This window comes from Secundilactobacillus pentosiphilus (genome assembly GCF_002217985.1).
GTDB lineage: Bacteria > Bacillota > Bacilli > Lactobacillales > Lactobacillaceae > Secundilactobacillus > Secundilactobacillus pentosiphilus.
In genome coordinates this window covers 65,385-92,304 of the sequence record NZ_BCMI01000002.1, presented here as the reverse complement: position 1 = coordinate 92,304, position 26,920 = coordinate 65,385, and the positions used below count along the sequence as shown (strand labels likewise).

The 26,920-nt window shown below is 43.3% G+C and carries 26 protein-coding genes and 1 pseudogene; 18 read left to right on the top strand and 9 right to left on the bottom strand.

The genetic code is table 11. From position 1 onward, the window contains the following. Positions 1–130 precede the first annotated feature (130 nt). Positions 131–766, top strand: a complete 636-nt coding sequence (locus CES81_RS01550) for an NAD(P)H-binding protein (RefSeq protein WP_089120416.1) — start codon at positions 131–133, stop codon at positions 764–766. A gap of 61 nt (positions 767–827) precedes the next feature. Here the strand turns inward: CES81_RS01550 and CES81_RS01545 are convergent, their stop codons facing one another. Next, positions 828–1,457: a TetR/AcrR family transcriptional regulator gene (locus CES81_RS01545; RefSeq protein WP_180949686.1), complete on the bottom strand. Its 630-nt coding sequence runs from the start codon at positions 1,455–1,457 to the stop codon at positions 828–830. A 125-nt stretch (positions 1,458–1,582) separates the two neighbouring features. Between CES81_RS01545 and CES81_RS01540 the strand changes: the two genes are divergently transcribed. The 8 genes from CES81_RS01540 to CES81_RS01505 all read left to right on the top strand — a co-directional run bounded on the left by CES81_RS01540 (position 1,583) and on the right by CES81_RS01505 (position 6,821). After that, on the top strand, positions 1,583–2,509 hold the full coding sequence (locus CES81_RS01540; RefSeq protein ID WP_089120414.1) for an SDR family oxidoreductase: 927 nt from the start codon (positions 1,583–1,585) through the stop codon (positions 2,507–2,509). Positions 2,510–2,561: 52 nt separating this feature from the next. After that, positions 2,562–3,317: an SDR family NAD(P)-dependent oxidoreductase gene (locus CES81_RS01535; protein WP_089120413.1), complete on the top strand. Its 756-nt coding sequence runs from the start codon at positions 2,562–2,564 to the stop codon at positions 3,315–3,317. A 47-nt stretch (positions 3,318–3,364) separates the two neighbouring features. Beyond that, a complete protein-coding gene (locus CES81_RS01530) occupies positions 3,365–4,213 on the top strand; it encodes an SDR family oxidoreductase (protein WP_089088059.1) in 849 nt (282 codons plus the stop codon). A gap of 169 nt (positions 4,214–4,382) precedes the next feature. Beyond that, positions 4,383–4,664: a hypothetical protein gene (locus CES81_RS01525; protein ID WP_089120412.1), complete on the top strand. Its 282-nt coding sequence runs from the start codon at positions 4,383–4,385 to the stop codon at positions 4,662–4,664. Between the two features lie 197 nt (positions 4,665–4,861). Beyond that, the gene (locus CES81_RS01520; protein ID WP_089088058.1) at positions 4,862–5,308 is read left to right on the top strand and encodes a GNAT family N-acetyltransferase; all 447 of its coding nucleotides are present in this window, start codon (positions 4,862–4,864) and stop codon (positions 5,306–5,308) included. An 11-nt stretch (positions 5,309–5,319) separates the two neighbouring features. Next, a complete protein-coding gene (locus tag CES81_RS01515; protein WP_089120411.1) occupies positions 5,320–5,661 on the top strand; it encodes an iron chaperone in 342 nt (113 codons plus the stop codon). 250 nt (positions 5,662–5,911) lie between these two features. Then, a complete protein-coding gene (locus tag CES81_RS01510; protein ID WP_180949685.1) occupies positions 5,912–6,277 on the top strand; it encodes a hypothetical protein in 366 nt (121 codons plus the stop codon). A gap of 82 nt (positions 6,278–6,359) precedes the next feature. Then, positions 6,360–6,821, top strand: coding sequence for a DUF8821 family protein (locus CES81_RS01505; protein WP_089120409.1), 462 nt, complete (start codon positions 6,360–6,362; stop codon positions 6,819–6,821). Between the two features lie 85 nt (positions 6,822–6,906). Here the strand turns inward: CES81_RS01505 and CES81_RS01500 are convergent, their stop codons facing one another. The 8 genes and pseudogenes from CES81_RS01500 to CES81_RS01470 form a co-directional block, all read right to left on the bottom strand. After that, positions 6,907–8,529: an ABC-F family ATP-binding cassette domain-containing protein gene (locus tag CES81_RS01500; protein WP_089120408.1), complete on the bottom strand. Its 1,623-nt coding sequence runs from the start codon at positions 8,527–8,529 to the stop codon at positions 6,907–6,909. 216 nt (positions 8,530–8,745) lie between these two features. Continuing rightward, a complete protein-coding gene (locus CES81_RS01495) occupies positions 8,746–10,149 on the bottom strand; it encodes a sugar porter family MFS transporter (protein ID WP_089120407.1) in 1,404 nt (467 codons plus the stop codon). 523 nt (positions 10,150–10,672) lie between these two features. Continuing rightward, the gene (phnW, locus tag CES81_RS13735; protein WP_263849962.1) at positions 10,673–11,782 is read right to left on the bottom strand and encodes a 2-aminoethylphosphonate--pyruvate transaminase; all 1,110 of its coding nucleotides are present in this window, start codon (positions 11,780–11,782) and stop codon (positions 10,673–10,675) included. Between the two features lie 39 nt (positions 11,783–11,821). Continuing rightward, positions 11,822–12,568, bottom strand: a pseudogene (gene phnX / locus CES81_RS13730) (phosphonoacetaldehyde hydrolase); the annotation flags it as partial. 36 nt (positions 12,569–12,604) lie between these two features. Next, on the bottom strand, positions 12,605–13,459 hold the full coding sequence (locus CES81_RS01485) for a PhnE/PtxC family ABC transporter permease (RefSeq protein ID WP_225356315.1): 855 nt from the start codon (positions 13,457–13,459) through the stop codon (positions 12,605–12,607). Further along, entirely contained in the window at positions 13,456–14,256 is an 801-nt protein-coding gene (locus tag CES81_RS01480; RefSeq protein WP_089120405.1) for an ABC transporter permease subunit, read from the bottom strand. The genes CES81_RS01485 and CES81_RS01480 overlap by 4 nt, the downstream gene beginning before the upstream one ends. Next, the gene (gene phnC / locus CES81_RS01475) at positions 14,246–15,016 is read right to left on the bottom strand and encodes a phosphonate ABC transporter ATP-binding protein (protein ID WP_089120404.1); all 771 of its coding nucleotides are present in this window, start codon (positions 15,014–15,016) and stop codon (positions 14,246–14,248) included. The genes CES81_RS01480 and phnC overlap by 11 nt, the downstream gene beginning before the upstream one ends. A 26-nt stretch (positions 15,017–15,042) precedes the next feature. Continuing rightward, positions 15,043–16,068: a phosphate/phosphite/phosphonate ABC transporter substrate-binding protein gene (locus CES81_RS01470; protein WP_089120403.1), complete on the bottom strand. Its 1,026-nt coding sequence runs from the start codon at positions 16,066–16,068 to the stop codon at positions 15,043–15,045. Between the two features lie 225 nt (positions 16,069–16,293). Between CES81_RS01470 and CES81_RS01465 the strand changes: the two genes are divergently transcribed. From CES81_RS01465 to CES81_RS01425, 9 genes are all read left to right on the top strand, one after another. Further along, positions 16,294–17,628 (top strand): dihydrolipoyl dehydrogenase family protein, encoded by a 1,335-nt coding sequence (locus tag CES81_RS01465; protein ID WP_089120402.1) that lies wholly within the window; start codon positions 16,294–16,296, stop codon positions 17,626–17,628. Between the two features lie 90 nt (positions 17,629–17,718). Further along, on the top strand, positions 17,719–18,303 hold the full coding sequence (locus CES81_RS01460) for a uracil-DNA glycosylase family protein (RefSeq protein WP_089120401.1): 585 nt from the start codon (positions 17,719–17,721) through the stop codon (positions 18,301–18,303). Between the two features lie 302 nt (positions 18,304–18,605). Beyond that, on the top strand, positions 18,606–19,550 hold the full coding sequence (locus CES81_RS01455) for an ABC transporter ATP-binding protein (RefSeq protein ID WP_089120400.1): 945 nt from the start codon (positions 18,606–18,608) through the stop codon (positions 19,548–19,550). Beyond that, on the top strand, positions 19,546–21,069 hold the full coding sequence (locus tag CES81_RS01450; protein ID WP_225356320.1) for an ABC transporter permease/substrate-binding protein: 1,524 nt from the start codon (positions 19,546–19,548) through the stop codon (positions 21,067–21,069). Before CES81_RS01455 ends, CES81_RS01450 begins: the two co-directional genes overlap by 5 nt. A 297-nt stretch (positions 21,070–21,366) precedes the next feature. Then, positions 21,367–22,737, top strand: coding sequence for a sugar MFS transporter (locus CES81_RS01445; protein ID WP_089120399.1), 1,371 nt, complete (start codon positions 21,367–21,369; stop codon positions 22,735–22,737). A gap of 389 nt (positions 22,738–23,126) precedes the next feature. Further along, the gene (locus CES81_RS01440) at positions 23,127–24,500 is read left to right on the top strand and encodes an Nramp family divalent metal transporter (RefSeq protein WP_439951264.1); all 1,374 of its coding nucleotides are present in this window, start codon (positions 23,127–23,129) and stop codon (positions 24,498–24,500) included. 85 nt (positions 24,501–24,585) lie between these two features. Continuing rightward, positions 24,586–25,191 carry a TetR/AcrR family transcriptional regulator gene (locus CES81_RS01435; protein WP_180949684.1) on the top strand — a complete coding sequence of 202 codons (606 nt, stop codon included), beginning with the start codon at positions 24,586–24,588 and terminating at the stop codon, positions 25,189–25,191. Positions 25,192–25,304: 113 nt separating this feature from the next. Further along, a complete protein-coding gene (locus CES81_RS01430) occupies positions 25,305–26,078 on the top strand; it encodes a sulfite exporter TauE/SafE family protein (RefSeq protein ID WP_089088043.1) in 774 nt (257 codons plus the stop codon). Positions 26,079–26,260: 182 nt separating this feature from the next. Beyond that, positions 26,261–26,878, top strand: coding sequence for a LysE/ArgO family amino acid transporter (locus tag CES81_RS01425; protein WP_089088042.1), 618 nt, complete (start codon positions 26,261–26,263; stop codon positions 26,876–26,878). Positions 26,879–26,920 lie beyond the last annotated feature (42 nt).

Sequence of the window (26,920 nt, the reverse complement as noted above, 5' to 3'; positions counted from 1 at the left end):
AACAGCTATTTTTTGCCAAGCTGCTTGTTAATTGTTGACGGCCGATATAATATGCGTTATATTGTATCGGTGGTCGGCAACGTAAAAGAGGGACCACGCTAAACTTTAACTGTAAATTGGAGGATTCCTCATGAAAATTGGCATTATTGGTGCAACGGGGCACGTTGGTCAAGCGGTATACAAAGAAGCCGTTGCAAATAACATTGACGCCACAGCAATCGTTCGCGATGCTAAGAAAGCTCAGTCTTTATTGGGAGCAGACGCACAAATCGTTGAAAAAGATGCGCTGGCATTAACTTACGACGACTTAAAGGGATTTGACTACGTAGTTGACGCCTTTGCTTCACTAAAGGCCTATCAGCACATTGACATGGCAACCAATCTAATCACGATGTTCCGGGAAAACACGGTAACTAAATTGGTCTTCATCATTGGTGCCAGCACGTTATTGGACGATGATGGCAAGCCAATGATCGACACTGTTTTGAAGAAGTATGCCGGTCAGCCTTGGATCGAAGCACCCGTTCAGCAAAGTCATGAATTTGAGTACCTGAAGTGGGTGGATAACGTTGATTGGATCGCCGTCACACCTCAAAATGAATTAAATGACGGTCCTAAGACCAACTTTAAAATCGGCGGTGATCACCCAATGGTCAACCAAGAGGGAAAACCAGTAACCTCTACGGGTAACTTGGCAGCTGCCATTGTACAAGAAATGAAAGAACCTAAGCATATCAAACAGCGCTTCAGTGTTGTTGATGCTTGATCAGCCGGGTAATTAAAAACAGCTCGAAACCACCAATGGGGCAGTTTCGGGCTGTTTTTAATTACTTAGAGTGTTCGAAGAAAATGGTATCTCGTTGCCACGTCGCAATCAGCTGGTCAATCTCGCTGGTTTCAAAGACGTCTTTTTCGGGTTCAGAAAAGTTAACGATAATGTTTTCCATCCCAGGGGCGAAAAACAGTTTTGCAGCTACCTGACAGTTAGTGATGTACAATTCTTTGCTGTCTACACGTTTTTGTAAGAATTCCGCCAGCAACTCACGCATATGGTCTGTCCCTTCACGTGTAATGGGCGTGACCTCAGTTTCAAAATCATCCTTGTAATACAGCATGATCGACATCAAATACCAATTATGATAGAAAATTTCAACGAATTGATGGTAGAACAAATGCAGTGAATCAATGAGCGAACCATCACTTTTAGAGGCCATTAACTCGGCCAATTTATCAAATTCCTCTTTAATATCCGTAATTAAGAGGGTTTTAACGATATCTTTTTTACCTGCTGGAAAATAGTGGTAGAGCGTACTGACGTTTCGGCCGCTGGCGTTTACAATATCGCTGACCTTTGTTTTATCGTACCCTTGTGATTTAAACAGATGCTTCGCAGTATCGATAAATAGCTGTTTCCCACGGTTATATTGTTCTTGGCGCTGTGATTGTTTCCCCGTCATTTTTATTCTCCCCTTCTTTTCAAAACCATTATACACGAAATTCATGCAAACCAAACTCATAAAGTAATACTTGACGAGTTTGCTTTAAGGGAATACACTATGGTCATTAAAGGAGGTTGTGAAATATGTTACTAATTACCTGCGCATACGGTAAAGTTGGTCGTCAGATTGTCCCTTACCTTGCTAAAAAAGGTTTTGAAATTCGTGCCATTGACATGAATCCTGATATTAAGAAATTTGAACAGCAAGGGGTTAAAGAAACTCTTGTTGGTGACAGCCGTGATCCCAAATTTGTTGCTGAAGCAATGAAGGGCGTCAATAAGGTGCTTTACATTCCGCCGCAGTTTACTTATCAAGAAGCTAAGATGGGCCGGATCGCGATCGACGCAGCCATCGATGCTAAGGTCAGCAAATTTGTTTACTTATCTTGCATGTATCCTAATATGAGTACACTCCTGCAACACCGGATGAAGGCTAAGGACGAACAATATTTGCTTTATCGCGGCTTTGAAAGCGGCTTAGACTGGAGCGTTCTGCGGCCATCAACGTATCACCAAAACATCTTTATGAAGATGTTCTACGATATGGGTGAATACCCAAGTATGTGTGACATTGACAAGCTGGTTTCATGGGTGGACCCATTGGACGTTGCCGACTGTGCCATCAAGATGCTCACTGAAGACGGCTACAAATATGCCATTTATACTTGCAGTAACGAATCGATGACACCTAGAGACGTTGCTACTATCATGAGCAAAGTTTCTGGTAAGGAAATCACACCAATTTCAGTTCCCGAAGAAAAATTGGTTGAGTATTGGCCAGACTACTTCGCAGGCAGTGACAGTTTCGCAACTGAAACCTTCTACGCATTGCGTAAAACTTATAACAAGTGGGGCTGGGCTGGTAACAACAAGCAATTGATCGAATTACTCGATCACAAGCCTCGCAGTGTTGCTAACTGGTGTGCCCGTCAGTTAGTTGCTAATGATATCAAACCGACTGTTTCAGTTGAAGACACTGAGAAGACATCGAACAGTTTCGATTTATTCTAAGCTCTCATGTGAAATAGTTATTAAATGCTTATAAGAAAAGGAGTATTTTATAATGGCTGATGCTAAAAAAATTGTCACATTAATTACGGGTGCCGAAAGAGGCATGGGTTTTGTTGAAGCTAAAACGTTAGCTCAACATGGCCAGTTCGTCTTCATCGGTGCTTATGATATGGAACTTGGTCAAAAAGCAGTTAAAGAACTGAAGGACCAAGGCCTGGACGTTGCTTTAGTCCACTGTGACATTACGGATCAAAAGACCATCGATGAAACGATCAAAACCATTGATGATAAGTTCGGTTACCTCAACATTTTGATTAACAATGCCGGTATCCCCGGTCCTCAAGATGCTTTACCAACTAAGTCGACTGTCGACCAACTGCGTAAGACATTTGACACCAACTTCTTTGGGACTTATGCCATGACAAGAGCTGCTGTTCCGCTATTGAAGAAGGCTTCATATGGTAAGATCCTCACGATTACCAGTGACATGGGTTCATTGGGATTGGCTACTGATCCAACCTCAATGTTCTCACACATCATTTCCTTCCCATATCAAGCTTCTAAGACAGCCTTGAATGCTATGACGGTTGCCTTTAGCAAGGAATTCAGAGATGCTAAGCTTAACGTTACGGCCAACTCTGTTAACCCAGGTATGACCGCAACGGACCTCGTTGATAAGGAATTATTCGAAAAGCAGGGTGCTAAGCCGGTTGAAAGTGGTGCTCACCGTGCCATTGAACTTGCCTTAGACCCTAAGAACAATTTAAACGGTACCTTTACCGAAGATGCTGGTATCGTTCCGTGGTAATTTTACTTTAAAAAAGTGATTAGATTATTTGGAAGGAACAACACATTATGATTACAGTTACTTCAGCTGCCGGTCATGCTGGTAGCCACGTTGTTAAGGCGTTAGTGGATGCTGGTTTCGAAGTCGGCGCTGCTGACATTAACCCAGCTGTTAAAGATTTACCAGGCATTAAGCAGGCTTTCGTTGGTGATTTGACCGACATTACGGTGATTGATGAAATCACTAAAGCCAGCGACAAGATTGCTTACATTCCACCGCTGTTTTCAGCTGAGGAAGGTTTGATCGGTAAGCAAATGATCGATTCCAGTATTAAGAACGGTGTTTCACAGTTCATCTTTATTTCTGTGACCCACCCGATCTTAACAACGCTTTTACAACACGTTGAAAAACGTGATACTGAAGAACACCTGATCTATGCCGGTATGTCAACTCAACTGCCATACACCATCCTGCAGCCAATGCACTACATGCATAACTTCGATCCTAAGCGGGTTCACGATACTGGGAAGTACGAAAACTTCTACGCTTCAGATGGTAAATTATGCTACGTTGATCCTTTGGATGTCGGTGAAGTTGCTGCTAAGGTTGCTAAAGACCCAGATACTTACAACAAGGCGACCTTCGAATTAGTCGGCACTAAGAAGACTTATACCCCTCAAGACTTAGTTGATACTTACAACAAGTTGACGGGTGAACACGCTGTTGCCACTCATATCGACCTCGAAAAGTTCTTGGATGAGAATCATATTAATGATCTTTATATGCGTCAAGCATTTAAACACTTATCTGATACTTATTCTAAGTGGGGCTTGGATGGTAACCCATTTGTTCTTAAGACGTTACTTGGACGCGAACCAACGACGTTTGAAGAGTATCTAAAGCGTGAAATTAAGTAAGAAGAATATAACAATCGTGCAAAAGGGCGGCTCTGATAGCCGTCCTTTTTACTGTCTCATTTAAAAAAAGATAAGTGCTTCTTAAACCTTTCGCAAGGTTTTTTTGGGCTTTCTTTAAGTTCTGAACGCTAAACTGAGCTTAGTTTCAAAGATAAGGAGTGTGAAGCAGATGCTACTTGACCACGATTCTAAAATAATGAACGTTATGGCAGCGCAGATTACTAAGGTGTTCTACCCCTTTGTGGTCGCAAAGACTGAAACCGGTGACTATCTCCATATCAACCTTTCGGATGAAGAACGTGAAGATCCCTTATTTTGGGACGAACTAAGAAGTATTTTGAATGCTAAACTGTGGGTACCAGTGGGTCGGAAGTACCATCAGCTATTAGATAATGGCTGGTTAGTTTCGGCTCCCCGTACGGATGAAGGCGAGTTAGTACCGGAATCATAGCAGTTAAAAAATGGCAGGCGGATCATTGGTATCAATTACCGGTGATCCGCCTTTTGATGTTTCAAAATGGCGTCCGCTTCAGTCATGCAAGCCAGTTAGTGCTAAGCTAAGTATGCTATAATGCGATTAAATTTATCCATGGGTAAATAAGCTGTCGGGTAATTTAACCAGCGCTAATTTAGAACGGAGGAGCCATTATGAAACTGAGTGTAAAAAAGACGTCAGAATTATCTGTTCCTGAGTTCCTCGAAATCATGAAAGCCCGTATCAAGGTTTTTGTAGTGGAGCAGGAGTGTCCTTATCAAGAAATTGATGATCAAGACGACGATGCTATTCATATGATTTTACGAGTTGACGGCCAGCTGGCGGCTTATACGCGAATTATCAAAGACCCCAGTCAGGGTTATATCAGGTTTGGCAGGGTATTGGTTTTAAAAGCGTTTCGTCATCAGCATCTCGGACGGGAAATAGTCAGTGCCACCATTGAAGAAATTAAGGAGGATTTCCCGGGAAATAATATTAAAATTGCCGGTCAAAGCTACTTGCAAAAGTTCTACGAATCCTTTGGCTTCAAACCGGTTTCTGAGGTTTATTCAGAAGACGGGATCCCCCACATTGACATGGTGCTTAAGGTAGTGGAATAGGGGGTGGGTAAATGAGTGTCATTACGGCATATATTGCTGAACAGCTACAAGCCTATCAGCCTCAGTTAACCAGACTATATCGATTATTAAAAGAGGCATTACCAGACGCAAGTGAAAAAATCTCTTACGGCATGCCCGCCTTTTTTCAAACGAAGCCGATCATTTATTTTGGCGCTAATAAGCATCATATCGGCATATATCCAACTAGTGAGGGGATTTCATTTTTTTCTGATGAACTGGCAGGGTATCAAACAACCAAGAGCAGCTGGCATCTACTGTATGATGAACCGTTACCGGAACAACTAATTATTAAAGTAGCCAAGCACCGGCTAACTGTTGTGAAGCAAGGCTGATCGTTTATCGTGGGGGCCTGTAGGAGGCCGTAATTATGTCTTACAGTGTTGTCTTTGACGGTTATTGGTTGAGGACAACTATTATTGTAAGCAGGCATAAACTAAGCAAATATTTCATATGGAACATTTCTGATGGACCGAGAAATAACCTTTTTTGAACAGTTTTGCTTTATGGTATAATTGCCCTATTTTAAGGGGGAAATATCATGAAAAACATTTGCTATTATTCGTTGCGTTAATTTTAGGGGTGATGGGGTTAGCTTCTATCTCGACCATCACTGCCAGTGCTGCTAGTTGGCACAAGGGCACGCCTACTGCTGTCAGACATCAGTATACTTATAAGAAAGGGCAATATTGGGAATATTACGCTTTTAAGAAGAGCAGTTTCCGCTATCAAGGAATGGGTATGCCTTACTTCGATACTTATAAGCTGAAGTATAAAACGCTCAAGCACCATGTTTACGAAATTACCGGTAAGGATAAGAGTCGCTACAGTGCTGGTCAACGAATTATTCGTGGCGGTGAAGCTGAAAAGCTCAAGGTAACGATTAAGAGTTCACACCGAGTTTCAATCCATAATTATGTTACCAAAACAACATACACTTACAAACGGTAGTTAAAAGGGTGCTTAGCTTAATTATCGCTAGGCGCTTTATACGTTGGAGTAGTTGATTGGTGTTAAAAAGTGGAGGATACAAATGAGTTATAAAGTTGATTTTAAAAACGTTGAACAAGTTGGCTTGGAAAGCTCGCCAGTTGCGCCAGCTCTGGCTGGATTACGGGCCAATGAAGCCCGTTACTTCTGGAATAAATATAAACATGAGTACGTGACTGAGCCGGCCAGTGACCACCCGGAATTAGTGGCCTATGTAAACGACGTGTTGTCAGAACGTGATTTGAAGATTCAGTCTAAGCCACTGGAAGTTTCACAGTTTGAGGTCGAAGGGACTAAGTGGACCTACGTTTTCTACGAAAGCGGCCTGGTGATTAACGTGATGTATGCTTTGGATCCAGACGGAAAGCGCGCAGTGGGCTTTAAACTTTCAGACGGGATGGAAGTGCCAGCTGAATTAGCTGACAAGTTCAAGTTTGCCCATCAGAAATCCAAACTGGCGGGTACGATTCGTGGCAGCTATTTCAAAGTAAAAAAGGATCACTAAACGGACAAATAAACAAATAAGGCCTACCCTGACAATCACGTTGGGGTAGGCCTTATTTTGCGATATAGACGATGTAATGAAATATTTAATAAATTTTATCGACTTGTGCCTGGGCAACTTCATGTGCCATGAAGTCATCGTAAGTAGTGTCTGCGCGATCTACCACACCTTTAGGACCAACTTCAACGATGTGATTGGCAATCGTTTGAATGAACTCGTGGTCATGACTAGTGAAGACCATAGAACCCTTAAAATCAATCAGAGCATCGTTTAAACTCGTGATGCTTTCAAGGTCCAGGTGGTTCGTTGGATCGTCCAGTAAGAGGACGTTGGCCTTACTCAGCATCAGTTTGGAGAGGTAACTACGTACTTTTTCGCCCCCGGAGAGAACGGGCACTTCTTTAAGGACTTCGTCACCCTTGAACAGCATTTGACCCAGGAAGCCACGCAGAAAAGTATTATCGCTTTCTTCCTTGCTGGCGTATTGGCGCAGCCATTCCAGAATGTTCAAGTTATCGTTGCTGAACTCTGGATTTAAGTCTTTTGGCATATAGGCTCGGTTAGTCGTTACACCCCAGGTAATAGAACCCGTATCGGGTGCCATTTTACCAGCCAGCAGCTGCATGAGCACACTGGTGGTGACATCAGAACGAGAAATTAGAGCAGCCTTATCACCAGGACGGAGAATAAAGCTGACGTTTTCCAGAACTTGATGACCGTCGATCGACTTGCTGACATTTTCAACGCGCAGAAAGTCATTTCCCAGCTCCCGTTCAGGCGTAAATTTGATAAATGGGTACTTACGCGAACTTGGCTTAATGTCATCCAAAGTAATCTTATCCAATTGCTTCTTTCGGGAAGTTGCTTGTTTGGACTTTGAAGCGTTCGCTGAGAAACGGGCAATAAAGTCCTGTAACTGTTTGATTTGTTCTTCTTTTTTAGCATTTGCCTGATTACGAAGCTTTAAGGCAAGTTCTGAACTTTGCAGCCAGAAATCGTAGTTCCCCACGAACAGTTGAATTTTACCAAAATCAACGTCACACATGTGTGTACATACAGCGTTCAGGAAATGACGGTCATGGCTAACAACGAGAACAGTATTCTCATAGTCAGCAAGAAAGTTTTCGAGCCAACTGATTGTCATGGGATCCAAACCGTTAGTCGGTTCGTCCAAAAGCAGCACATCTGGTTTGCCAAATAGCGCTTGTGCTAATAAGACCTTGATCTTTTCGCTTTCTGGTAAATCCTTCATTAATGCTTGATGCTGAGCTTCTGGAATGCCCATCGATTGCAGCAGCTGGCTGGCATCACTTTCAGCGTTCCAGCCGTCCATTTCAGCAAATTCGCCTTCAAGTTCAGCGGCTCTGATGCCGTCTTCATCGGAAAAATCGGGTTTTGCATAAAGGGCATCTTTTTCAGTCATCACCTGGTAGAGATGCTCATGTCCTTGAAGAACAGTATTCAAAACGGTTTGGTCATCAAAAGCAAAGTGATCTTGTTTTAAACTGCTCATTCGCTCATTAGGATCCATTGAAACATTCCCAGTAGTAGGGGTTAATTGACCTTCTAGAATTTTAAGAAAAGTTGACTTACCAGCTCCATTGGCACCAATAATGCCATAACAGTTGCCGGGAGTAAACTTCAGATTAACGTCGTCATATAGTTTGCGGTCCGAAAAGCTCATGGACACATTGGTTACAGTTAACAAAATTAGTACCTCACTTATGGTTGTCGAAATCAAGAAATGTGAATCAGTTCCTATATAGTATCAGATTTATGCGGTAGTTTCCATCTAATAAGTTCTAATGAATGGTAATGAGTGGGTCACTAGATGAAAATAACACCTCCGGATACGTTTATTCGGAGGTGTTATTTATATTAATATTTCATATTAAAGTGAAGAGATTATTAGTCAGTGGCTTTGTTAGTTGACTTTTTGGGCCGCTTTTTTAGCCGCTTCCTTATCAGCTTCCTTATGACGCATCTCCATTTCAATTTCTTCCAGTGTTTTACCACGGGTTTCAGGAACCGCGAAAATAACAAAGAAGATTGAAACGATGGCAAAGAAACCAAATACTAGGAATGGACCGCCAACGTTGTTGTGGAAGAAGCTCAGCAAAACTAAGAAGAATTGTGAAACAATAAAGTTACCGATCCAGTTAGCAGCGGAACCAATTGAATTACCAATTCCACGAACGTTCAATGGGAAGATTTCACCTAACATCAACCAGCAAATGGGACCCCATGAAACCGCAAAACCGAAAATATAGACAGCAATTAAAATCATGGTTGGTACCGCAGCGGTTTTAACACTGACGGTAAAGTTCAAAAATGCCAAGATGAAAATTGAAATTGCCATTACGACGGAACCAAAAAGTAAGATTGTCTTACGGTTAAACTTATCCATGATATTGTAAGCCAATACCGTGCACACGAAGTTAACGATCCCAATACCAACGGAAACCCAAATAGCATCGCCGTCAGGGAACCCAAATCCTTTAATGAAGACTTGAGGTAAGAAATAAATAACGGAATTAATACCAACTAATTGCTGTAGCAGCATTAGTCCAATGGCAACTCCCACAGCGGGACGAGCAAAGGTGAGTAATTCCTTAATGCCACCCTTAGGTTGATTAGCGACAGCTTGAATATCAGCTAACTCCTTATCAGGATTTTCATTGGTCTTGGCACGTAAGTCGTGTAAGACCTCTTTAGCTTCACTAACCTTACCCTTTTCAACCAAGTATCTTGGTGACTCTGGGAGAACTAATGAACCGAAGAACAATGCCAAGGCAGGAATCAAAGCTGACCCTAACATCCACCGCCAGTCACGGATACCTAGAAGGTTGTGTCCCAAGAAGCCTAAGTTTGATACGTAAGCTAACAGGATACCTAAAGTAACCATTAACTGGAACATGGTCCCAAGTGAACCACGGTGAGGTGCATCAGCAAGTTCAGCCAAGTAAGCCGGTGTTAATGCTGAAGCAGAACCAACGGCAAACCCAAGGATAATACGGGCAACAACCATTGATACGAATCCTGAAGCTGTCATTGAGAGTCCTGATCCGAGCAAGAAGAGCAGTGAAGCAACTAGGAGTAGTCGCTTCCGCCCAAACTTATCTGATAAAGAACCAATTGACAAAGCACCAACTGAGGAACCAATCAGAACGGATGAGGTAATAAAACCAGTCTGTTCAATGTTGAGGCTAAAATCGGATTCAATCAGGGATGAGGCACCTGAAATGATACCGGTATCGAAGCCAAACAAGAGTCCACCCAGTGCGCCGAAAGTAAATATAAAGAAAGTACTCAAATGACGTACACGCATGATAATCTCTCCTAACTTATAGATAATAGCTTTTTAACAACCCCAATTGTAAACGTTTATTCAGAAAACACAAACGTTTACAATGCCTATAAATCAAAAAATAAAGCGATTTCAAATTTGGATAGGATAGGGATTTCAACGATTAATGAAAATACAAATTCATGTTAATTTACTCACATATACTGCCATGAGTTCGTTGAAGTTCACAAGTCAACGATTAATATTTTCGGTATAGTTACCATAAGTTAAAATAGAGACAATTGGTATACCCCAAAAATATTTTTTTAATTATTTTTTAACTTAGGAGAATCGTAATAAATTTTGGCTTATTTTGTTTCACATGAAACATTTATTAAATCAAATAGGGGGATAGTAACGCTATTGGGATTCGAACTAAACAGCACACGTCATTTTATCTAGATTAAGAAATGACGTGTGCTGTTTAATTTGAAACGGTTTGAGTTGGCAGAGATGTACTGATTGATTCGTTAATGTAATCGCAGTTGATATGTTAACTGATAAGTTAGCTACCAATCGGCAGTTGTAACTTTTCTTTAGTATAGGTTTTGATCAAGTTTAGCAGACGATTGATATCATCGGCTGAGACCTCGCCGATATTACCAATTCGGAAACTATCACACTTTGAAACCTTACCCGGATAAATAATGAAGCCACGCTCTTTTAGGTATTCATAGAAGGCGCGGAAGTTAAAGCTAGTTGTTGGGTACTTAAACGAAGTAATGATCGGTGACTGGACATTTTGGTTGATCACTAATTCATAACCAAGCTTTTGCATGCCTTCCTGTAAGAGCGTTTCGTTTGTGTGATAACGATGCGTCCGAGCTGTGACGCCGCCTTCCTGTTCAAGTTCGCGGAGCGCTTCAGCAAAGGCATAGACACCGTGGGTTGGAGACGTAAAGCGCCATTTGCCATCGTGGTCTTCGAATGTTCGGTATTGTTGATATAGATCCAATGCCAAGGAACGAGCGTTACCTTCAGTTTCTTGTAAGGTTGTCTTTTTAGCCAGTACAATACTGAAACCAGGAACGCCTTGGACGCATTTGTTTGAACTCGTAATGAGGTAATCTACGTGAAGTTTCTCTAAATCAATTGGGACACCACCAAAACTAGACATGGCGTCAACGATGGTAATGATGCTTTTATCCGCCAACGCTGGGATGATGGCTTCAATTGGGTTTAAGATTCCCGTGGTTGTTTCACAGTGAACCACCGCGAAGTGAGTGACTTCTGGATGGGCTGCTAACGTTTCCTCAACGGCCGCTAATGTGACGGCTTGGTCCTCTGGTACCTGCAGGACAATGTGTGGAATTGCTAAATAGTCGGCAATTTCAATCATCCGTTCACCATACGCCCCGTTTGCTGCAATTAGTAAAGTAGCGTTCTGCTTAGGAATGGCGGTGCCAAGCGTTGCCTCCACACCGAAACTGCCGCTGCCTTGCATCAGAACGGCGGTGTAGTTGTCTTCTGAGGCGTTGCCAATGGCGACAAGTTCATGACGAACCCATTGCGTGAGTTCTTTGTAGTCGTCGTCCCAAGTGCCATGATCAATGAGCATCGTTTCTTTAACGGTACGGCTAGTTGTCAGTGGACCAGGTGTTAATAATAATGGTATTTCATGCTGTTGATCGTCAATGGACTCAATTAGCGGAATTAAATCAGCGATGTTATTAATAATTTCATCAGCGCCAGCTTCTTTCAAAATTGCGGCTGCTTTAGCATGACAGCGGTCACGCTCCCCAATGTCTAAGTGATTGAATTCTTGCTGTGATAGCCCGATTAAGTTGCCCCCGTCTACAACGCCAATTGAAATGGTGCCAGCGTTTTTACCTTCTAAGATATCGTTAACCGTATCACCAACTTTGATAACGTGAGCTGGATCAGATATATTCATCTTTTTAAGCGCAAGGTCAACCATGTCAGAATTTGGACGACCCACGTGATTGGTTTGTTCCGAAGTGATGTTATAGGCGGGGTTATAGCCTTGTTTTGCTGCTAGTGTCAGAATTTGATTGAGCATGGCTTGATTGTAGCCGGTAGTCGTTGCCAGCTGAATGTGGTGAGTGTTAGCAAATTTGATGAAGTCTGTCATACCAGGCTTTAGCTGAGCAGTATCTGCTAGCACTTTGTTAATTTCAACTTGGAACTGTGCGTAGATTTCTTCAGCGGCCTTTGCTAATGGAATGGCAGGATGATTTGCTTCCCAAGAGCTTGATACTTCTGGTTCTTGAAGCATTTTACGGACGTGAGTCAGTTTATCCAAGCCAACATCTTGACGGATGGTTTCTTCACTTAAATCAATACTGAAATGGGCAAAAGCATTTTTAAAGGCAATGATGGGGGCACGACTGCCATAGTCAACGGTGGTACCGGCCCAGTCTAATACAATGGCTTCAATCATAAAGAATTCCTCCTAAAATAGTGAGATACCTGATGGTTACTGATGAGTGACAGAACGCAGCCGGTATGAAATGATTTCTAGCACTAGCGCAAAGGCCAAGATCATGTAAACCATGACGCCAACTTCGTGGAAGTTGAAGTAGAAGCTGCTTGACATAAAAAGCTGATACCCGATACCGCCAGCACCTGCTGCAGCACCAACGGCAATCGCGTCGGCAAAGTTAATTTCAAAACGGATGAAAGTCCAGCTGAGGTAACTTGGAATCAAGTAGGGAATGATTGCCTGACGGATGATGGCACTCTTTTTAAGCCCCATGGCCTGCATCGTTTCAATAATCCCTGGTGAAAGTTCATCCATACTATCGGCATAGACCTTGGTCAGGTACGCAACACTGTGAAAGGTGATACCGACCACCGCAGCGTTGGCCCCCAAGCCAAAGACGACACTGTAGATGAGGACCCAAAGAACGGTAGGAATGGCACGGATAACAGCCATGAAACTTTGAATCCCCAACACTAAATAGGTAGGGGCTAACCGCCGTGTACTTGCTAGTGCAAAGAAGAATGCGATGGCTGAGCCAATCAAAGTGGTCAAGAAGGCCAAAAGGATGCTTTGACCTAATGCACCCAATAGAGTCACAAACGTAGTGTTAGCAAGGTGCGGCTGTAAAAACATGATTTTAATGTTTTCGGTAAAGCTCACTAGTGCTGCGCCTAGCTTGAAATGGTTTGGAATCATTGTCGGCAACGTCATGAGTGTGACATAGGCCAACACAATCAGTGTCAGCAAAATCGTGACGCGGCGTCGATCTCGGAATCGTAGGGGAATCGACAGCCTAGGACCCGCTGGAATTCTGGTGGGGATAGAAACTTGGTTTTCTGGTTTGATCACGATAGTAACCTCCCAATCAAGTTGGAAATAAGTTCAACTGATACCACTAAAATGATGACGGACAATACGACTAAACCAGCAGCACCATACCGGAGACTCTTAAAGTAGAGGTTAAAGATAAACCCAATACCAGTTCCCGTCAGTAAGCCAACTAAGGTGGCATCACGAACATTATTTTCGATCATGTAGAGTATCCAGGACATAAGCGCAACAGCAATTTCAGGTAAGAGGCCCTGGGCAATGACTTGTAGATAAGTAGCACCAGTCGCTTGTAATGCCTGAACCTTTTCGGTGCCAAAGTCCTCAATGGTTTCCATAAAAGCCCGTGTGAGAAAGCCCAGCGTCATAAAGAACAGTGCCAGAAATCCTGTCAGATCGTTTTGTTTGAACGAAAAAAGCAGAATCATTGCCCAGGCAACGATCGGAATGTTTCGCAGCAGCGATGAAAAAGCACGAATGACCCAACTAACGGTAATGGCAGGGGTTAAAGTTTTAGCACCAACAATCGCTAAGAATAGCGAAACTATGGCGGCACAGGTAGTGGCTGCAACTGCCACTAAAAAGGTTCGAAAGAGTTGCTGTAAAATCTCATTCCAATAACCTTTAGAGGCTTCATTGGGTATGAAATTTTGAATCAGCCACGCAATCCCATCTTGAACATTGAGTAACGAGTGAGTCTGGAAGCCGAGTCCAATTGAAGCACCAACGTAAGCCATTCCGAGAATGACGATGATGAGTGTTAGTCGAAAACGTTTTTTACTAAAGAAACGATTGATTTGCTGAACATCAGAATTCATGTACAAGACTCCCTTCTGTGTTCACATTCTTTTGATAAATATTTGCGATGGCCACATCAGACAGCAGTTTTGCACGGTTATCGAAGACGACTTGACCGTTATTAATACCGATAACGTGGTCCGCATATTTCCTGGCAATGTCAACTTGATGAAGATTGATCAGAACTGAGATACCGTCATTAACGGCCAAGTCTCTGAGAATATCCATTACCGTAACCGTTGATTTGGGATCTAACGACGCAATCGGTTCATCACATAAAATGATTTTGGGACGCTGCATGAGCGCGCGAGCGATGCCCACACGCTGTTTTTGGCCACCACTGAGGTTACGGCATTGCTGATAGGCAAATTCACCCAGGCCAACCTTCTGCAGCAGCTGCAGGGCTTCTTCTTTTTCCCGGTTACGATACATCGAGAAAATCCCCGCCAGATTTGATTTGGTGCCTAAACAGCCATGCAGGACGTTCTCGATGGCAGTCAGCGGTTCAATCAGGTTATAGTTCTGAAAAATCATCCCGATCCTGCAGCGCGCCTGCCGTAACTGCCGGCGATTTAATTGACGCATGTCGGTATCATCAAACAAAATTTCACCGTCATCATCTCGGATTAACTGGTTGATACTACGTAAAATAGTTGTTTTTCCGGCACCAGAAGGCCCGATAATCACGGTTACTTCACCAGGTCGAACACTAAAAGAAACATCCGTTAGTGACATTTTCTCGCCGTCATAGCTCTTAGTTAAGTGATTCACTGTTAACATAATAGAGGCCCCCTTCTATTAGCAATTTATTCACCAAGTATCTTGTGAGTAGGGGCGTACCATTTATCAGAAACAGCAACGAATTGGCTATCACCATCCTTAGGTAACAGACTGTGTACCTTAGCGTTAGATGGTGCGAAGAATTTCTTATCCTTGGCGATGCGAGCTGAAGTTAAGGCACTGGTGATCTTCTTAGTATCTGACTTACTGATCATTTTTGAATTGACTGCAATCGGCTCGTTTTGTACCGGGTAAGCAGCTAGCGCAATACTTTCTTTACCACGGACACGATTGAATGGCGCCGGTGCATTGGCGTTAATTTTGAAGTCGGCTCCCGCTTTGGTTGAGTCATTGGTGAATTTTCCGTATGAAACCAGGTCCATATCATCAAAAGCAGCTACGTCGGCATCTCCCTTGAGCAGGTTGACCGCTGAACCTTGGTGCGAGCCGCCAAATAGGACTTTGGAGAAGAATTTACCGCTTTGCTGTAAATCGTCCTTATTTTTCAACTTAAAGCTGGTTTGAATAGCGCCAGCTGGAATGGCGAAACCAGATGTTGAAGTATTTGAGACAAATGACATTTTTTTGCCCTTGATCTTTTTCAGGCTATACTTGCCGTCTACTTTGTATTGGCTGGCCTTATCCTTAGGTACCATGATGTAACTGTGGTACTGGGCGTCCTTTAGTGTGCCGGATTTGCCAGAGTAAGTGAGGATCGGTTCAACAGCAGCGTTTTGCTTATGTGCCTGAATGTAACTATCTGGTCCCATCAGCGCAATTTGGGCCTTCCCGGAAGAAATTGCTTGAATAGCAACGTTGTAGTCAGTAGTCGTTTTAACGGTCACCTTTTTTCCAGTCGCCTTATGAATCTCGTTGGCTAATGCCGTTCTGGCCGGGCCAGCTTCTTTAGCGGAGTCACCGGGTAAGAAAACGACCGTTAAATCTTTGGCCTTTTGGTGTCCTCCCGATGCATTGGAAGAACTGCAACCAGCTGCTGCAAGTGATAATCCAACGATGCCGGCGGCAAATAAACTTGTTTTAAAAAGATTCATCTTAAATAACCCCTATCTATGTTTGATAGGCTTAATACTAGCGAGTGATTGTAAATACAACATAAAGCCTTCGTAAAGATTTATAGGTAATGTGTAAATGTTTGGTAAATAAGGTTGGCAATGGTGGTTGACAGTTAACGATGTAAAGGCATAACTTTGGTGTCACAACACACTTTGTAGTATGTTGAAGGGTGAAACGATAAGCAGCAAACAGGAGGGGTTCATATGGCGTTTGATTACGATACGATTGTTATTGGTGGCGGACCCGGCGGATTAGCCGTGGCATATGGTTTAAACAACCACCAGAAAGTTTTGGTGGTTGAAAGTAACTTGTGGGGCGGAACGTGTCCCAACTTTGGCTGTGACCCCAAAAAGATGCTTTATGGGGTTGTGGAGGCCAAAAGGCAGGTCATTCGCTATCACGAAAGCGGGTTGCCGGCAGAACCTAAGGTCGATTGGCCGGCAATGATGGCATTTAAGCGTGGTTATACGGAAAAGATCCCAACGGGTACTGAAGCAGGGCTAAAGGGAGCCGGCATTAACCATCTTCATGGCACTGCGCAATTCGTTGATGGTCATACGCTTCGAGTAGGTGATCAGCAGGTCACGGGTCAGCAAATCGTGATTGCTACTGGAGCGACCCCTAACATCCCAGATATTCCTGGTAAGGAAGCCTTTTTGACCAGTACGGATTTTTTAAACTTAGATAATCTGCCTGAAAAAGTCGGTTTTGTTGGTGCTGGTTACGTTGCGATTGAACTGGCTAATATTGCAGTTGAAGCTGGTGCTGAGGTTCATATTTTCCAGCACAATGACCGTTTGCTGCGTAATTTCCCGCAAGCGTACACTGAGCGGTTGCGAAAAATTTTAACCGGTAAGGGGATTCATTTCCATATGAATACCAACGTGACAGCACTGCAAACTGCTGGTGATCAAGTCAAAGTCACAACGAATTCTGGAGATCCGCTGACATTAAACGCCGTTTTTGCTGCGGCAGGACGGCGCCCTAATCTGGATGATCTGAATTTGGCTGGGATTGGGGTTGCAGTCGAACCGCAGGGTATCAAGGTCGATGACCATTTAAAAACCAGCGTTTCGTCCATCTATGCGATTGGGGATGCCATTGCTAAAACGGTGCCTAAGTTAACGCCGGTTTCTGGTATTGAAGGTCGCTACGTAGCTGCAGAAATTACCGGGGAAACTCACGATCCGATTCAGTATCCAGCCATTCCCCATACTGTGTTCGCTGGACCAGAATTGGCACAAATTGGTGTGACGCTTGAATCAGCTAAGCAGGCCCCTGATCAATATACAATTAGTGATCAGCCGGTAGGAGCCTGGTACACGTATCATCGGCTCCAAGATCAGAATGCCCACGTGACGACGATCGTTGATAAGACTTCTGGTAAAATAGCCGGCGCAGTTGTTTTAGCAGTCAATGCCGAAGAGCTGATCAACGACTTTTCGGAACTGATTACTCACGGCACATCGGCTAAAGATGCCACTGATTGGACGCCCGTTTATCCAAGTGTCACCAGTGATCTCGGGTACTTTTATTAGATCATTTAAATTAAGAAAACCCCTTGTATGTGCATGCATACAAGGGGTTTGTCATGTTAAAATGAGTTATCAAGAATAGGAAGTGGAAAAATGGGGCGCGCAGAAGAGATTTACCGGGAAATTATGGCGGATCCGCAGAATGCAGACTTCACCAAGCAGGGAATTGAGCCACTGTATCACGTTGAACCCGAAGCACGGATTCTAATTATCAGTCAGGCACCAAGCCGAAAGGGTCAGGAATCGATGACTTATTGGGATGATCCAAGCGGGGACCGATTAAGATCATGGATGGGGATGAGTCGTGATGAGTTTTACCATTCTGGGAAATTAGGCGTTGTGCCGCTGGACTTTTATTTCCCGGGAAAAGGTAAGCAAGGCGATCTGCCACCTAGAAAAGGGTTTGCTGAAAAATGGCATCAACCCGTTCTGGAATTGATGCCTAAAGTGTCGTTAACCTTACTCATTGGGGCGTATGCTCAGAAATATTATCTGCAGAAACGACGTCAAAAAACGCTTACGGAAACGGTGGCACACTACCGCGACTATTTGCCAGAGTACTTTCCCATTGTTCACCCTTCGCCATTGAATTATGGCTGGATGCATCAACATCCTTGGTTTGAAGACGAAGTTGTGCCGGAATTGCAAGCTGAGATCAGACGGCTGCTTGATGCCTGAAACGCTTTCGGAGATTTTAAGCGCCTTTCTTAATTAAAAGTAAGCATTTTGGGCAATCTACTTGAAGGCCAATCATTTTTGCGGTAATCTTTTGGCTGTGACTGATGACGTTGGTGAGGTGGCGGTAACGCAACTGTACTGATGATGGCTTCGGCTGCAAAGTTACCAGCTGGCGTGAAACGATTACGAGAATAATTTGGCTAAGGAGCGCTTTATGAAAGTGACTCTTTTTTAGTCAGTCATTTGAAAGAATAAAGCGATGAGTAAAATTAGAATGAAACGTTTAGATCGAGGTGAGTCTAGTGATTGAACTGCTTAACGTCAATAAAAAGTATGAGGATCAGCATGCACTTGATCACTTAAGTCTCACCATTAACGATGGTGAATTATTTGTGTTGGTTGGACCTTCTGGCAGTGGTAAGACAACGTTATTAAAGACCATCAATCGATTAGTTATTCCCACATCTGGACAAATAAAAATTGATGGTAAGGACGTTGCAGATATGAATTTGCAGCAGCTACGGCGGCAAATTGGTTATGTATTGCAAACCGGGGCGTTATTTCCCAACATGACGGTGGCTGAAAACGCCAGTGTACAACTAGATAACCTCAAGTGGCCGGTAGAGAAAAAGCATGCTCGGATTGCCGAATTGATGACGGCAGTTGGTTTGGATCCTGAGCAATTTCTTGATCGGATGCCCAGTGAACTGTCTGGTGGAGAAGCGCAGCGGGTGGGCATCGTCAGGGCTTTAGCCGGTAAGCCCAGATTAGTATTGATGGATGAACCGTTTAGCGCTTTGGATCCAGTGTCGAGGCGACAATTACAGCAAATCGTCATCAACCTTCACCGGGACTTAGATAGTACAATTGTTTTTGTGACCCATGATATGCATGAAGCACTACGGTTAGCCGATCGAATCGCCGTTGTCCATGACGGCAAGCTGCAACAGATAGGAACGCCGACTGAAATTCTGAGTGAGCCGGCAAATGCGTTTGTCAGCAACTTCTTTGCGGATGAACAGCAAACGGATCAGTTACTAGGTCAAGTTTTGGCGTCCGGTTTTGGCCGGCCAGTTAAACCTGGCGAACCAGGGACAAAAATGGTTAAGGGTCAAAGCATCTTTGAATGGGCAACTGCGCTTCAGCAATCGCAGATCGATCAAGTCATCGTGGCCGACCAGGTGCTGACGGATCATGATTTAATTGACTATTTAGCATCTCTTGAAATGGAAGGTGACAGTCATTAGTCAATTAATCAGTTATCTCAATAAGAATCATAGTGACTTATTACAGGCACTGTGGCAGCATATTTCAATTTCTCTGATTGCCATGCTGATCACGATTTTAATTGCCATACCATTGGCAATTGCCCTCATTAATCACCGCCGTATCGGGGCTTTCTTTCTTCAAGTTACGGGTGTGATTCAGACCATTCCCAGTTTGGCGGTACTCGGAATTTTAATCCCCTTCGTAGGAATCGGCACGGTACCAGCGATTATTGCGCTGGTTTTATATGCGATTATGCCCGTTTTTCAAAATACTTACGCGGGACTCACTAATATTGATCCGGTGCTTTTAGAGGCGGCTGATGCACTGGGGGTCACACCGCGGTTTAAACTCTTTAAAGTTGAGCTGCCTTTAGCAATGCCAATGATTTTATCAGGTATTCGGATCGCTACTGTCCTGGTCATTGGAACAGCGACTTTGGCTGCTTTGATTGGCGGTGGCGGTTTGGGGACTTATATTCTGTTGGGTATTCAAACGAATAATAACAACGCGCTTTTAGTGGGTGCGATTCTTTCAGCTATTTTAGCGTTACTGGCTAATTGGCTGATTGAAATTTTGTCGAAGGTCCCCTTGAAACGACTGGGAATTGGGATTTTAATTCTGGTGATCGTTGGCATAGGCGGAACTATCGGCCATAATTTAATGAAGCCACAGACTGAAACGGTGACAATTGCTGGTAAATTGGGCGGTGAACCAGAAGTCCTGATTAATATGTATAAGGACTTAATCGAACAAAATGAGCCAAAAGTGGTGGTGAAGTTAAAGCCCAATTTTGGCGGGACTAGTTTCCTGTTTAAAGGACTTCAAAGTAAAAAAATTGACGTGTATCCTGAGTTTACGGGCACCATTTTACAAACGTTGGTTAGGGGCAATAAAGTGGTTAACCATGATCCCCAGATTGCTTATAACGCTGCTCGCAGCAAGATGCAACAGCAGTTTCAGATGACCTATTTGAAACCAATGGCTTATCAAAATAACTATGCGGTTGCAGTCAGAAAAGGAACAGCTAAGCGCTATCATTTACGCACGATTTCTGATTTAGCACGGGTTTCAAACCAGCTTTCAGGGGCGTTTGATCCGGACTTTTATCAGGAAAGCAACGGTTATCCGGGATTAAAGCAAACTTATGGGCTGCACTTAAAGTCGGCTAGAACAATGGAGCCTTCGCTTCGCTATGAGGCTTTAAATGATGGCCGGGTCGACGTAACGGATGGGTATACCACTGATCCGCAAATTAGGGAGTATCACCTAGTCGTATTAAAGGATAACAAGGGCTTTTTCCCAACTTATCAAGGCGCACCGCTGATGCGAACGAGTTTTGCTAAACAGCACCCAGCTCTTGTTAAGCAGCTTAGTCGACTGAGTGGTAAAATTTCAATTGCTGATATGCAAAATATGAACTATCAAGTAACAGTTAAACACCAAAAAGCTTCAGTAGTTGCCAAAGAGTATTTGCAACAACATCATTTTTTGAAATGATCAAAACGGGCGGGGAAACCTTGTCTCAAAAAAAGAAGCACTGGGATGATGACGATAATCCTGGTGCTTTTTTTGTTTCACGAACGCAGTTAGAGGGTAGACCAATTTTAAATAGGAGCTATTAGCATGATTCTGTAAGCAATGCATTTGTTTTCTATAACTCATTAATAATGAAAGATAATGAAAGATATCTTGCTGAGGATGTAGAACAAATTTTAAACCAGTGTTAATATGTTGAGGTAATCACGTTTTCAGGTGTTATTTCAAAATATTTCAAATTATGAGGAGTGCGTGGATATGGAAAAAGGAAAGCACCGTGATTTTGGTTTTATTCAATTTCGAGGAAAGGAGTTAGATAACGGCTACACCAGTAAAATGCCTGTTCTCCAGTTTATTTTGGTATCGCTATTATTCCCAATGTGGGGAGCAGCTGCTAGTTTAAATGATATTTTAATTACGCAATTTAAATCGATTTTTCAGTTAAGTAATCTTGCATCTGCATACGTCCAGAGTGCGTTTTCTCTTGGTTACTTCTTGATGGCAATTCCAGCATCTTGGCTCATTAAGAAAACTTCTTATAAACTGACAATTATTATTGGTTTGTTGCTTTATCTAATTGGCTGTGTTTTGTTCTTTCCAGCTTCTGCTGCCGCAACTTATGGCTTTTTCTTAGTGGCTTTGTTTGTCTTGGCAACTGGGCTAACAGTGATTGAAACGGCTGCGGATACCAGTTCAGCACTCTTAGGACCGGAAAAGCAAAGAACGCTGAGACTAAATATTTCACAAACGTTTTTGCCCTTTGGTTCAATCACTGGGATCCTACTTGGAAAATACCTGATTTTTTCCGGTGGTGAAAATTTGGATGAACAGTTAAGCAAGTTATCTGGCAGTGCTAGAATCCGTTTTGGTGAGCAAGCTTTGCAAAAGACCTTGCAGCCATATAAGTATCTGGTTATGGTGATTGCTGTCATGATTATCCTGTTTTTGATTACCCAGTTCCCAAGTAGTAAACCAAAGCAAAAGCACAATGTTCCTAAGGAAAATATCGGACAAACCGTCCTTCATTTACTTAAAAACCACAACTTTACTTACGGGATGTTTACGTTGTTCATGTACGTAGGACTTCAAGTTTCAGTTTGGTCATTCACCATTCGACTGGCCTTGAACTTAAATCACGCGATCAACGAGAGAACGTCTTCGAATTTTGTGATTGGCAGTTATGTCGCATTCTTCGTTGGCCGGATTCTTGCTGACTATCTGATGAGAAAGATTCCCCATCTAAAAGTTCTTCTTTGGTACTCAATTTTGGGCTTTCTTGCTATTGGATACATGATGATCGATAGGACCTTTGATGGTGTCTACGTTGCGATTTTGGTATCGGCTCTAATGGGTCCAGGCTATGCCACCATTTACACGGAAACACTTGGATTTATTAAAGACCCCCGTCAAACCGAAACTGCTGGCGCAATGTTAGTGATGATGGTTGTTGGTGGCGGTGTTTGGCCAGCTATCCAAGGATGGGTTGCTGATGTTACCGGTTCGATGACGATCTCATTTGCAGTTCATTTCTTAACGTTTGGGGCAATGATCGTTTACTCATACCATTACATTAAGCATCCGTTTAACGGGCTTGCAAACGCTGCAGAACCCGTAAAAGAAGCTGATTAATGATGAAAATGCCAGCTTAATGGCTAAGTTTTAGCAGCGTCGCCATTTTGGCGATGGCTGGCGGTTTCATAAATAAAATGAGGTATCTTGTTACTACTTAAATCTAAGTAATAACGGGAGGCCTCATTTTATTTTTGCGCTCATTTTTTTAGGGTTTCCAAATTAATTCTTCTATCCAGTCAACTTTTGCTTGTAATTTTAATTTATGGTGGTAACATATGTTTTGGTAATTGAGCGGGCGCTCAGTCTAGTAAATGAATTGCTTTGAATGTTTGGATCAAGGAAATAATAACTTGATATGGAATCAAGCTTAAGTGCTTAAGTTTATATCAAATTTGGATTTCAATGACCAACCGAATTTCTAAGCCAATAGAAAAGAGGTTTTTATGATGAAGGAAAACGATACAGAGAAACACAACTTTGTCCAAGATGTTGACAGTGAAGGCAAGAGTCTTGACGAAGTAAACGGTTCAGTTGAAGTCCCAAGAAACGGCGGATTTTGGAAGACATTAATGGCTTATACGGGACCTGGCATTCTGATTGCCGTTGGTTATATGGACCCAGGGAACTGGATTACATCAATTGCTGGTGGGGCACAGTTTAAGTACAAACTACTGGCCGTTATTTTAATTTCCAGTCTGATTGCGATGCTGCTGCAGGCAATGTCTGCTAAATTAGGTATCGTTACGGGTAAGGATTTAGCTCAGCTTACTCGTGAGCGAACCAGTAAAGGGACCGGATTTATGCTTTGGGTCATTGCTGAGTTAGCAATTATGGCGACCGATATTGCGGAAATTATTGGTTCTGGGATTGCGCTTAAGCTACTGTTTAGGATTCCGTTAGTTATCGGGATCCTGATTACAGCTGCCGACGTTTTGATCTTACTGTTACTGATGAGGTTAGGTTTTAGAAAAATTGAAGCTATCGTAGCAACATTGGTAGCCGTTATCTTATTAGTATTCGCTTACGAAGTTGCTTTGTCAGATCCAAGCATTGCCGGAATTCTGGGCGGTTATATCCCACAGACTGACATCGTGAGCAACCATTCGATGTTATACCTGTCTTTAGGAATCGTTGGTGCGACAGTTATGCCTCATGACCTGTACTTAGGGTCATCAATCTCACAAACCCGTCAGCTTGACCGGTCGAAACCTAAAGATATTGCCCGGGCAATTAAATTCTCAACGATCGATTCTAACCTGCAATTGTTCATCGCTTTTATCGTCAACAGTTTACTGTTGATTCTGGGTGCGGCGCTGTTCTTTGGCACGAACAGCTCATTAGGGCACTTCGTTGATTTATTTAATGCGTTAAGCAATAGTCAAATCGTTGGTGCGATTGCCAGCCCAATGTTAAGTATGCTGTTTGCAGTGGCACTGCTGGCTTCAGGCCAAAGTTCTACGATTACTGGAACGCTAGCTGGCCAGATTATCATGGAAGGTTTCATTCGTCTGCGGATTCCGTTATGGGCTCAAAGATTAGTAACGCGTTTGCTATCAGTGACGCCAGTTCTGATCTTTGCCATCATTTATCACAGCAATGAAGCCAAGATTGAAGATCTGCTGACTTTTTCGCAAGTATTTCTAAGTATTGCCTTACCGTTCGCGGTAATCCCGCTTGTGATGTTTACCAGCAGCAAGAAGATCATGGGTGAATTCGCTAACCGGGCTTGGGTAAAGTATAGTGCCTGGATCGTGACCATCGTTTTGATAGTGTTAGACGTTTATCTACTTGCACAGCAAATAGCTGGCATGGTGGGATAAACCAGTGTAGGGACAGATTTCAGTGATAAATTGAGAAGCTGTCCCTTTTTTATACCGCGAAGGGCAATAAAGTGGGGATTAAATGATGAGTAAGAATGTAACAAAGAGCGATCAGCACAAAGAAAAGATCCTAGAAATTTCCCGGGAAATGTTTGCCAAGAACGGATACGAGGCAACCACCACGCGGATGATCAATCAGGAGGCAGGAACTGCCGAGGGCTTGATGTATTATTATTTCCCGCATGGCAAACATGAGATCTTAGATACGATCGTGTGTCAGGGAATTATTAACCGTGTGAATCAATTACAGACCACCTTTAACGATTGTTATACTAAAGCTGACCTGGAAGAACGGCTCATGAAGATTTTTGAAGATATTTGGCAAGTCTTTCAGGATAAAGAAAACTATCAATCATTTGTGATTACGATTCACGAACGGATGCTGCTGTCTGATGATCAAGCCGATTGGCTGCTTCAGGTTTTAGAAGGGCTTGTTGATGAGATTGCCGGGCAGTTGAAAAGTGCACCGATACTTCAAACCATGCCTGAAGACCAGTACCGGCCATTGGCACGCGTAATCGTTTCGATTTTTCAAAAGATTATTTACGATGAACTGTTGATTAAAAATAACCGGCAGTTAACCGAACAAATGAAAGCCCAGATTAGGCCGCAATTAAAGGTAGTCCTTTAAGCGAGAATGTGACACCGACGCATGTTTCCGGACCAGCAATGGTCTTGAAACATGCTTTTTCGTTGCCAGTCATTGCGCTATACTAGTGAAGTAAGTGTTTTTGAGGAGGTATCATGCTACATATTCTTTTCATTACAATTTATCTGGTGCTAGCTGGTGCGACCGCCGGCTTTTTAAGTTCAGTGGCTGGTCTAGCTTCCTTAGTGTCCTACCCTGTTTTACTCAGTGTTGGCGTTCCGCCGGTGAGTGCGGACGTTACTAATACTGCTGCGCTGATTTTTACCGGGCTAGGGTCGACTTTGTCATCCTCTAGGGAACTTAAGGGTAATCATAAAACGATGTGGCACGTTGGCCTTTTAACGGCATTTGGCGGGATTATCGGCTGCTTGATCCTGGCTTTTCTGCCATCATCGAGTTTTGAACACGTGGTGCCGTTTTTGATTTTCCTGGCTGCGGTCATGATGGTGGTTTCGGGCAAAAAGAAACGGACCGCTAAAACGGTGCAACCGGAACGGTTATGGGTGCGGATACTAAAAAATATCGCCATTTTTCTGGTGGGGATTTACATTGGTTACTTTGGTGCGGCGGCCGGAATTTTTATGCTGGCAATTTTAACCGTGACACTGACTAAACCCTTTGTGGTCAGTAACGCTATTAAGAATTTTTCATCGCTGCTGACGAACGTGATTTCACTGGTCATTTACGTATTCACTATCAAAGTGTATTGGCTAATGGCGGTGCCGTTAGCTGTCGGGATGTTTATTGGCGGGTATGCTGGTCCAATCGTGATTCGGCATGTGCCCGTTAAATTACTGAGAAACATCATTACGATTGCGGCGTTTTGCCTTTCGGGATACCTTTTCTACACGGCTTATTTTGGCAAATAAGTCAATCTTGACTTTTGAATTGGGCTCCCGTATGCTGATTAGAATCAATTAAATCGCTAATAACTTGGCCATCATCGGGTGGCCTTGGTAGGCAGCTACGCTTAGTCGCAGATGCAACGTCCAAGTGACGTTGAAGACTAAGTCGGTTGCCTTTTTCTATGCAAAATAAGGGAGAATTTGTCATGACAGCAGTTATTCTACGCGGGATGGTGATCAGCTTTGCGCTGGTATCGTCGATTGGAATGCAGAACTTATTTGTTTTTAATAGTGCGATGAGCAACCGGATACGACGGGCGTTGCTGATTTGTTTTTTTGTGTGGATCGCGGATACCACGTTAACGACCATTGCCTTTTTAGGGATGGGCGCGTTAGTGAGCCGCTATCTCTGGCTTAAAATCATCATCATGTTCCTTGGGGGACTAATTGTCGTTTGGATGGGGATCGGCATTTTACGGTCGGCCAGCCAAATCGAACTTGGTAAAAATGATTCGCAAATGCCGTTAAAAGAAGCCTTTGCCAGTGCTTGGATTGTGACGGTTGCCAATCCGCAAGCAATTATCGATACGGGTGTCACGATGGGGGCGTTGCGCGGGACCTTAACCAATGCGGAAGTGCTGCCCTTTTTAGGCGGGATTGTTCTTGCCACGGCGATTTGGTTTTTTTCAATCACCATTATCGTGGCTCTTTTAAAGAGCCGGCTGCCAAAGCGGATACTCATGTGGATCAACATCATTTCGGGACTGATAGTCGTTGGTTATGGTGTTGTGCTCTTTATTAATGCGCTGCGCCTCATTTTCTAAATCAAAAAACAGCCTTGAATCAAGCTTGATAACCGTTATCGA

What these genes read in the sequence shown, in the direction of transcription:
- CES81_RS01550 (WP_089120416.1), top strand. Translation starts at nt 131, where the DNA reads ATGAAAATTGGCATTATTGGTGCAACGGGGCACGTTGGTCAAGCGGTA.
- CES81_RS01545 (WP_180949686.1), bottom strand. Translation starts at nt 1,457, where the DNA reads ATGACGGGGAAACAATCACAGCGCCAAGAACAATATAACCGTGGGAAA.
- CES81_RS01540 (WP_089120414.1), top strand. Translation starts at nt 1,583, where the DNA reads ATGTTACTAATTACCTGCGCATACGGTAAAGTTGGTCGTCAGATTGTC.
- CES81_RS01535 (WP_089120413.1), top strand. Translation starts at nt 2,562, where the DNA reads ATGGCTGATGCTAAAAAAATTGTCACATTAATTACGGGTGCCGAAAGA.
- CES81_RS01530 (WP_089088059.1), top strand. Translation starts at nt 3,365, where the DNA reads ATGATTACAGTTACTTCAGCTGCCGGTCATGCTGGTAGCCACGTTGTT.
- CES81_RS01525 (WP_089120412.1), top strand. Translation starts at nt 4,383, where the DNA reads ATGCTACTTGACCACGATTCTAAAATAATGAACGTTATGGCAGCGCAG.
- CES81_RS01520 (WP_089088058.1), top strand. Translation starts at nt 4,862, where the DNA reads ATGAAACTGAGTGTAAAAAAGACGTCAGAATTATCTGTTCCTGAGTTC.
- CES81_RS01515 (WP_089120411.1), top strand. Translation starts at nt 5,320, where the DNA reads ATGAGTGTCATTACGGCATATATTGCTGAACAGCTACAAGCCTATCAG.
- CES81_RS01510 (WP_180949685.1), top strand. Translation starts at nt 5,912, where the DNA reads ATGGGGTTAGCTTCTATCTCGACCATCACTGCCAGTGCTGCTAGTTGG.
- CES81_RS01505 (WP_089120409.1), top strand. Translation starts at nt 6,360, where the DNA reads ATGAGTTATAAAGTTGATTTTAAAAACGTTGAACAAGTTGGCTTGGAA.
- CES81_RS01495 (WP_089120407.1), bottom strand. Translation starts at nt 10,149, where the DNA reads ATGCGTGTACGTCATTTGAGTACTTTCTTTATATTTACTTTCGGCGCA.
- CES81_RS01480 (WP_089120405.1), bottom strand. Translation starts at nt 14,256, where the DNA reads ATGAATTCTGATGTTCAGCAAATCAATCGTTTCTTTAGTAAAAAACGT.
- phnC (WP_089120404.1), bottom strand. Translation starts at nt 15,016, where the DNA reads ATGTTAACAGTGAATCACTTAACTAAGAGCTATGACGGCGAGAAAATG.
- CES81_RS01470 (WP_089120403.1), bottom strand. Translation starts at nt 16,068, where the DNA reads ATGAATCTTTTTAAAACAAGTTTATTTGCCGCCGGCATCGTTGGATTA.
- CES81_RS01465 (WP_089120402.1), top strand. Translation starts at nt 16,294, where the DNA reads ATGGCGTTTGATTACGATACGATTGTTATTGGTGGCGGACCCGGCGGA.
- CES81_RS01460 (WP_089120401.1), top strand. Translation starts at nt 17,719, where the DNA reads ATGGGGCGCGCAGAAGAGATTTACCGGGAAATTATGGCGGATCCGCAG.
- CES81_RS01445 (WP_089120399.1), top strand. Translation starts at nt 21,367, where the DNA reads ATGGAAAAAGGAAAGCACCGTGATTTTGGTTTTATTCAATTTCGAGGA.
- CES81_RS01440 (WP_439951264.1), top strand. Translation starts at nt 23,127, where the DNA reads ATGAAGGAAAACGATACAGAGAAACACAACTTTGTCCAAGATGTTGAC.
- CES81_RS01435 (WP_180949684.1), top strand. Translation starts at nt 24,586, where the DNA reads ATGAGTAAGAATGTAACAAAGAGCGATCAGCACAAAGAAAAGATCCTA.
- CES81_RS01430 (WP_089088043.1), top strand. Translation starts at nt 25,305, where the DNA reads ATGCTACATATTCTTTTCATTACAATTTATCTGGTGCTAGCTGGTGCG.
- CES81_RS01425 (WP_089088042.1), top strand. Translation starts at nt 26,261, where the DNA reads ATGACAGCAGTTATTCTACGCGGGATGGTGATCAGCTTTGCGCTGGTA.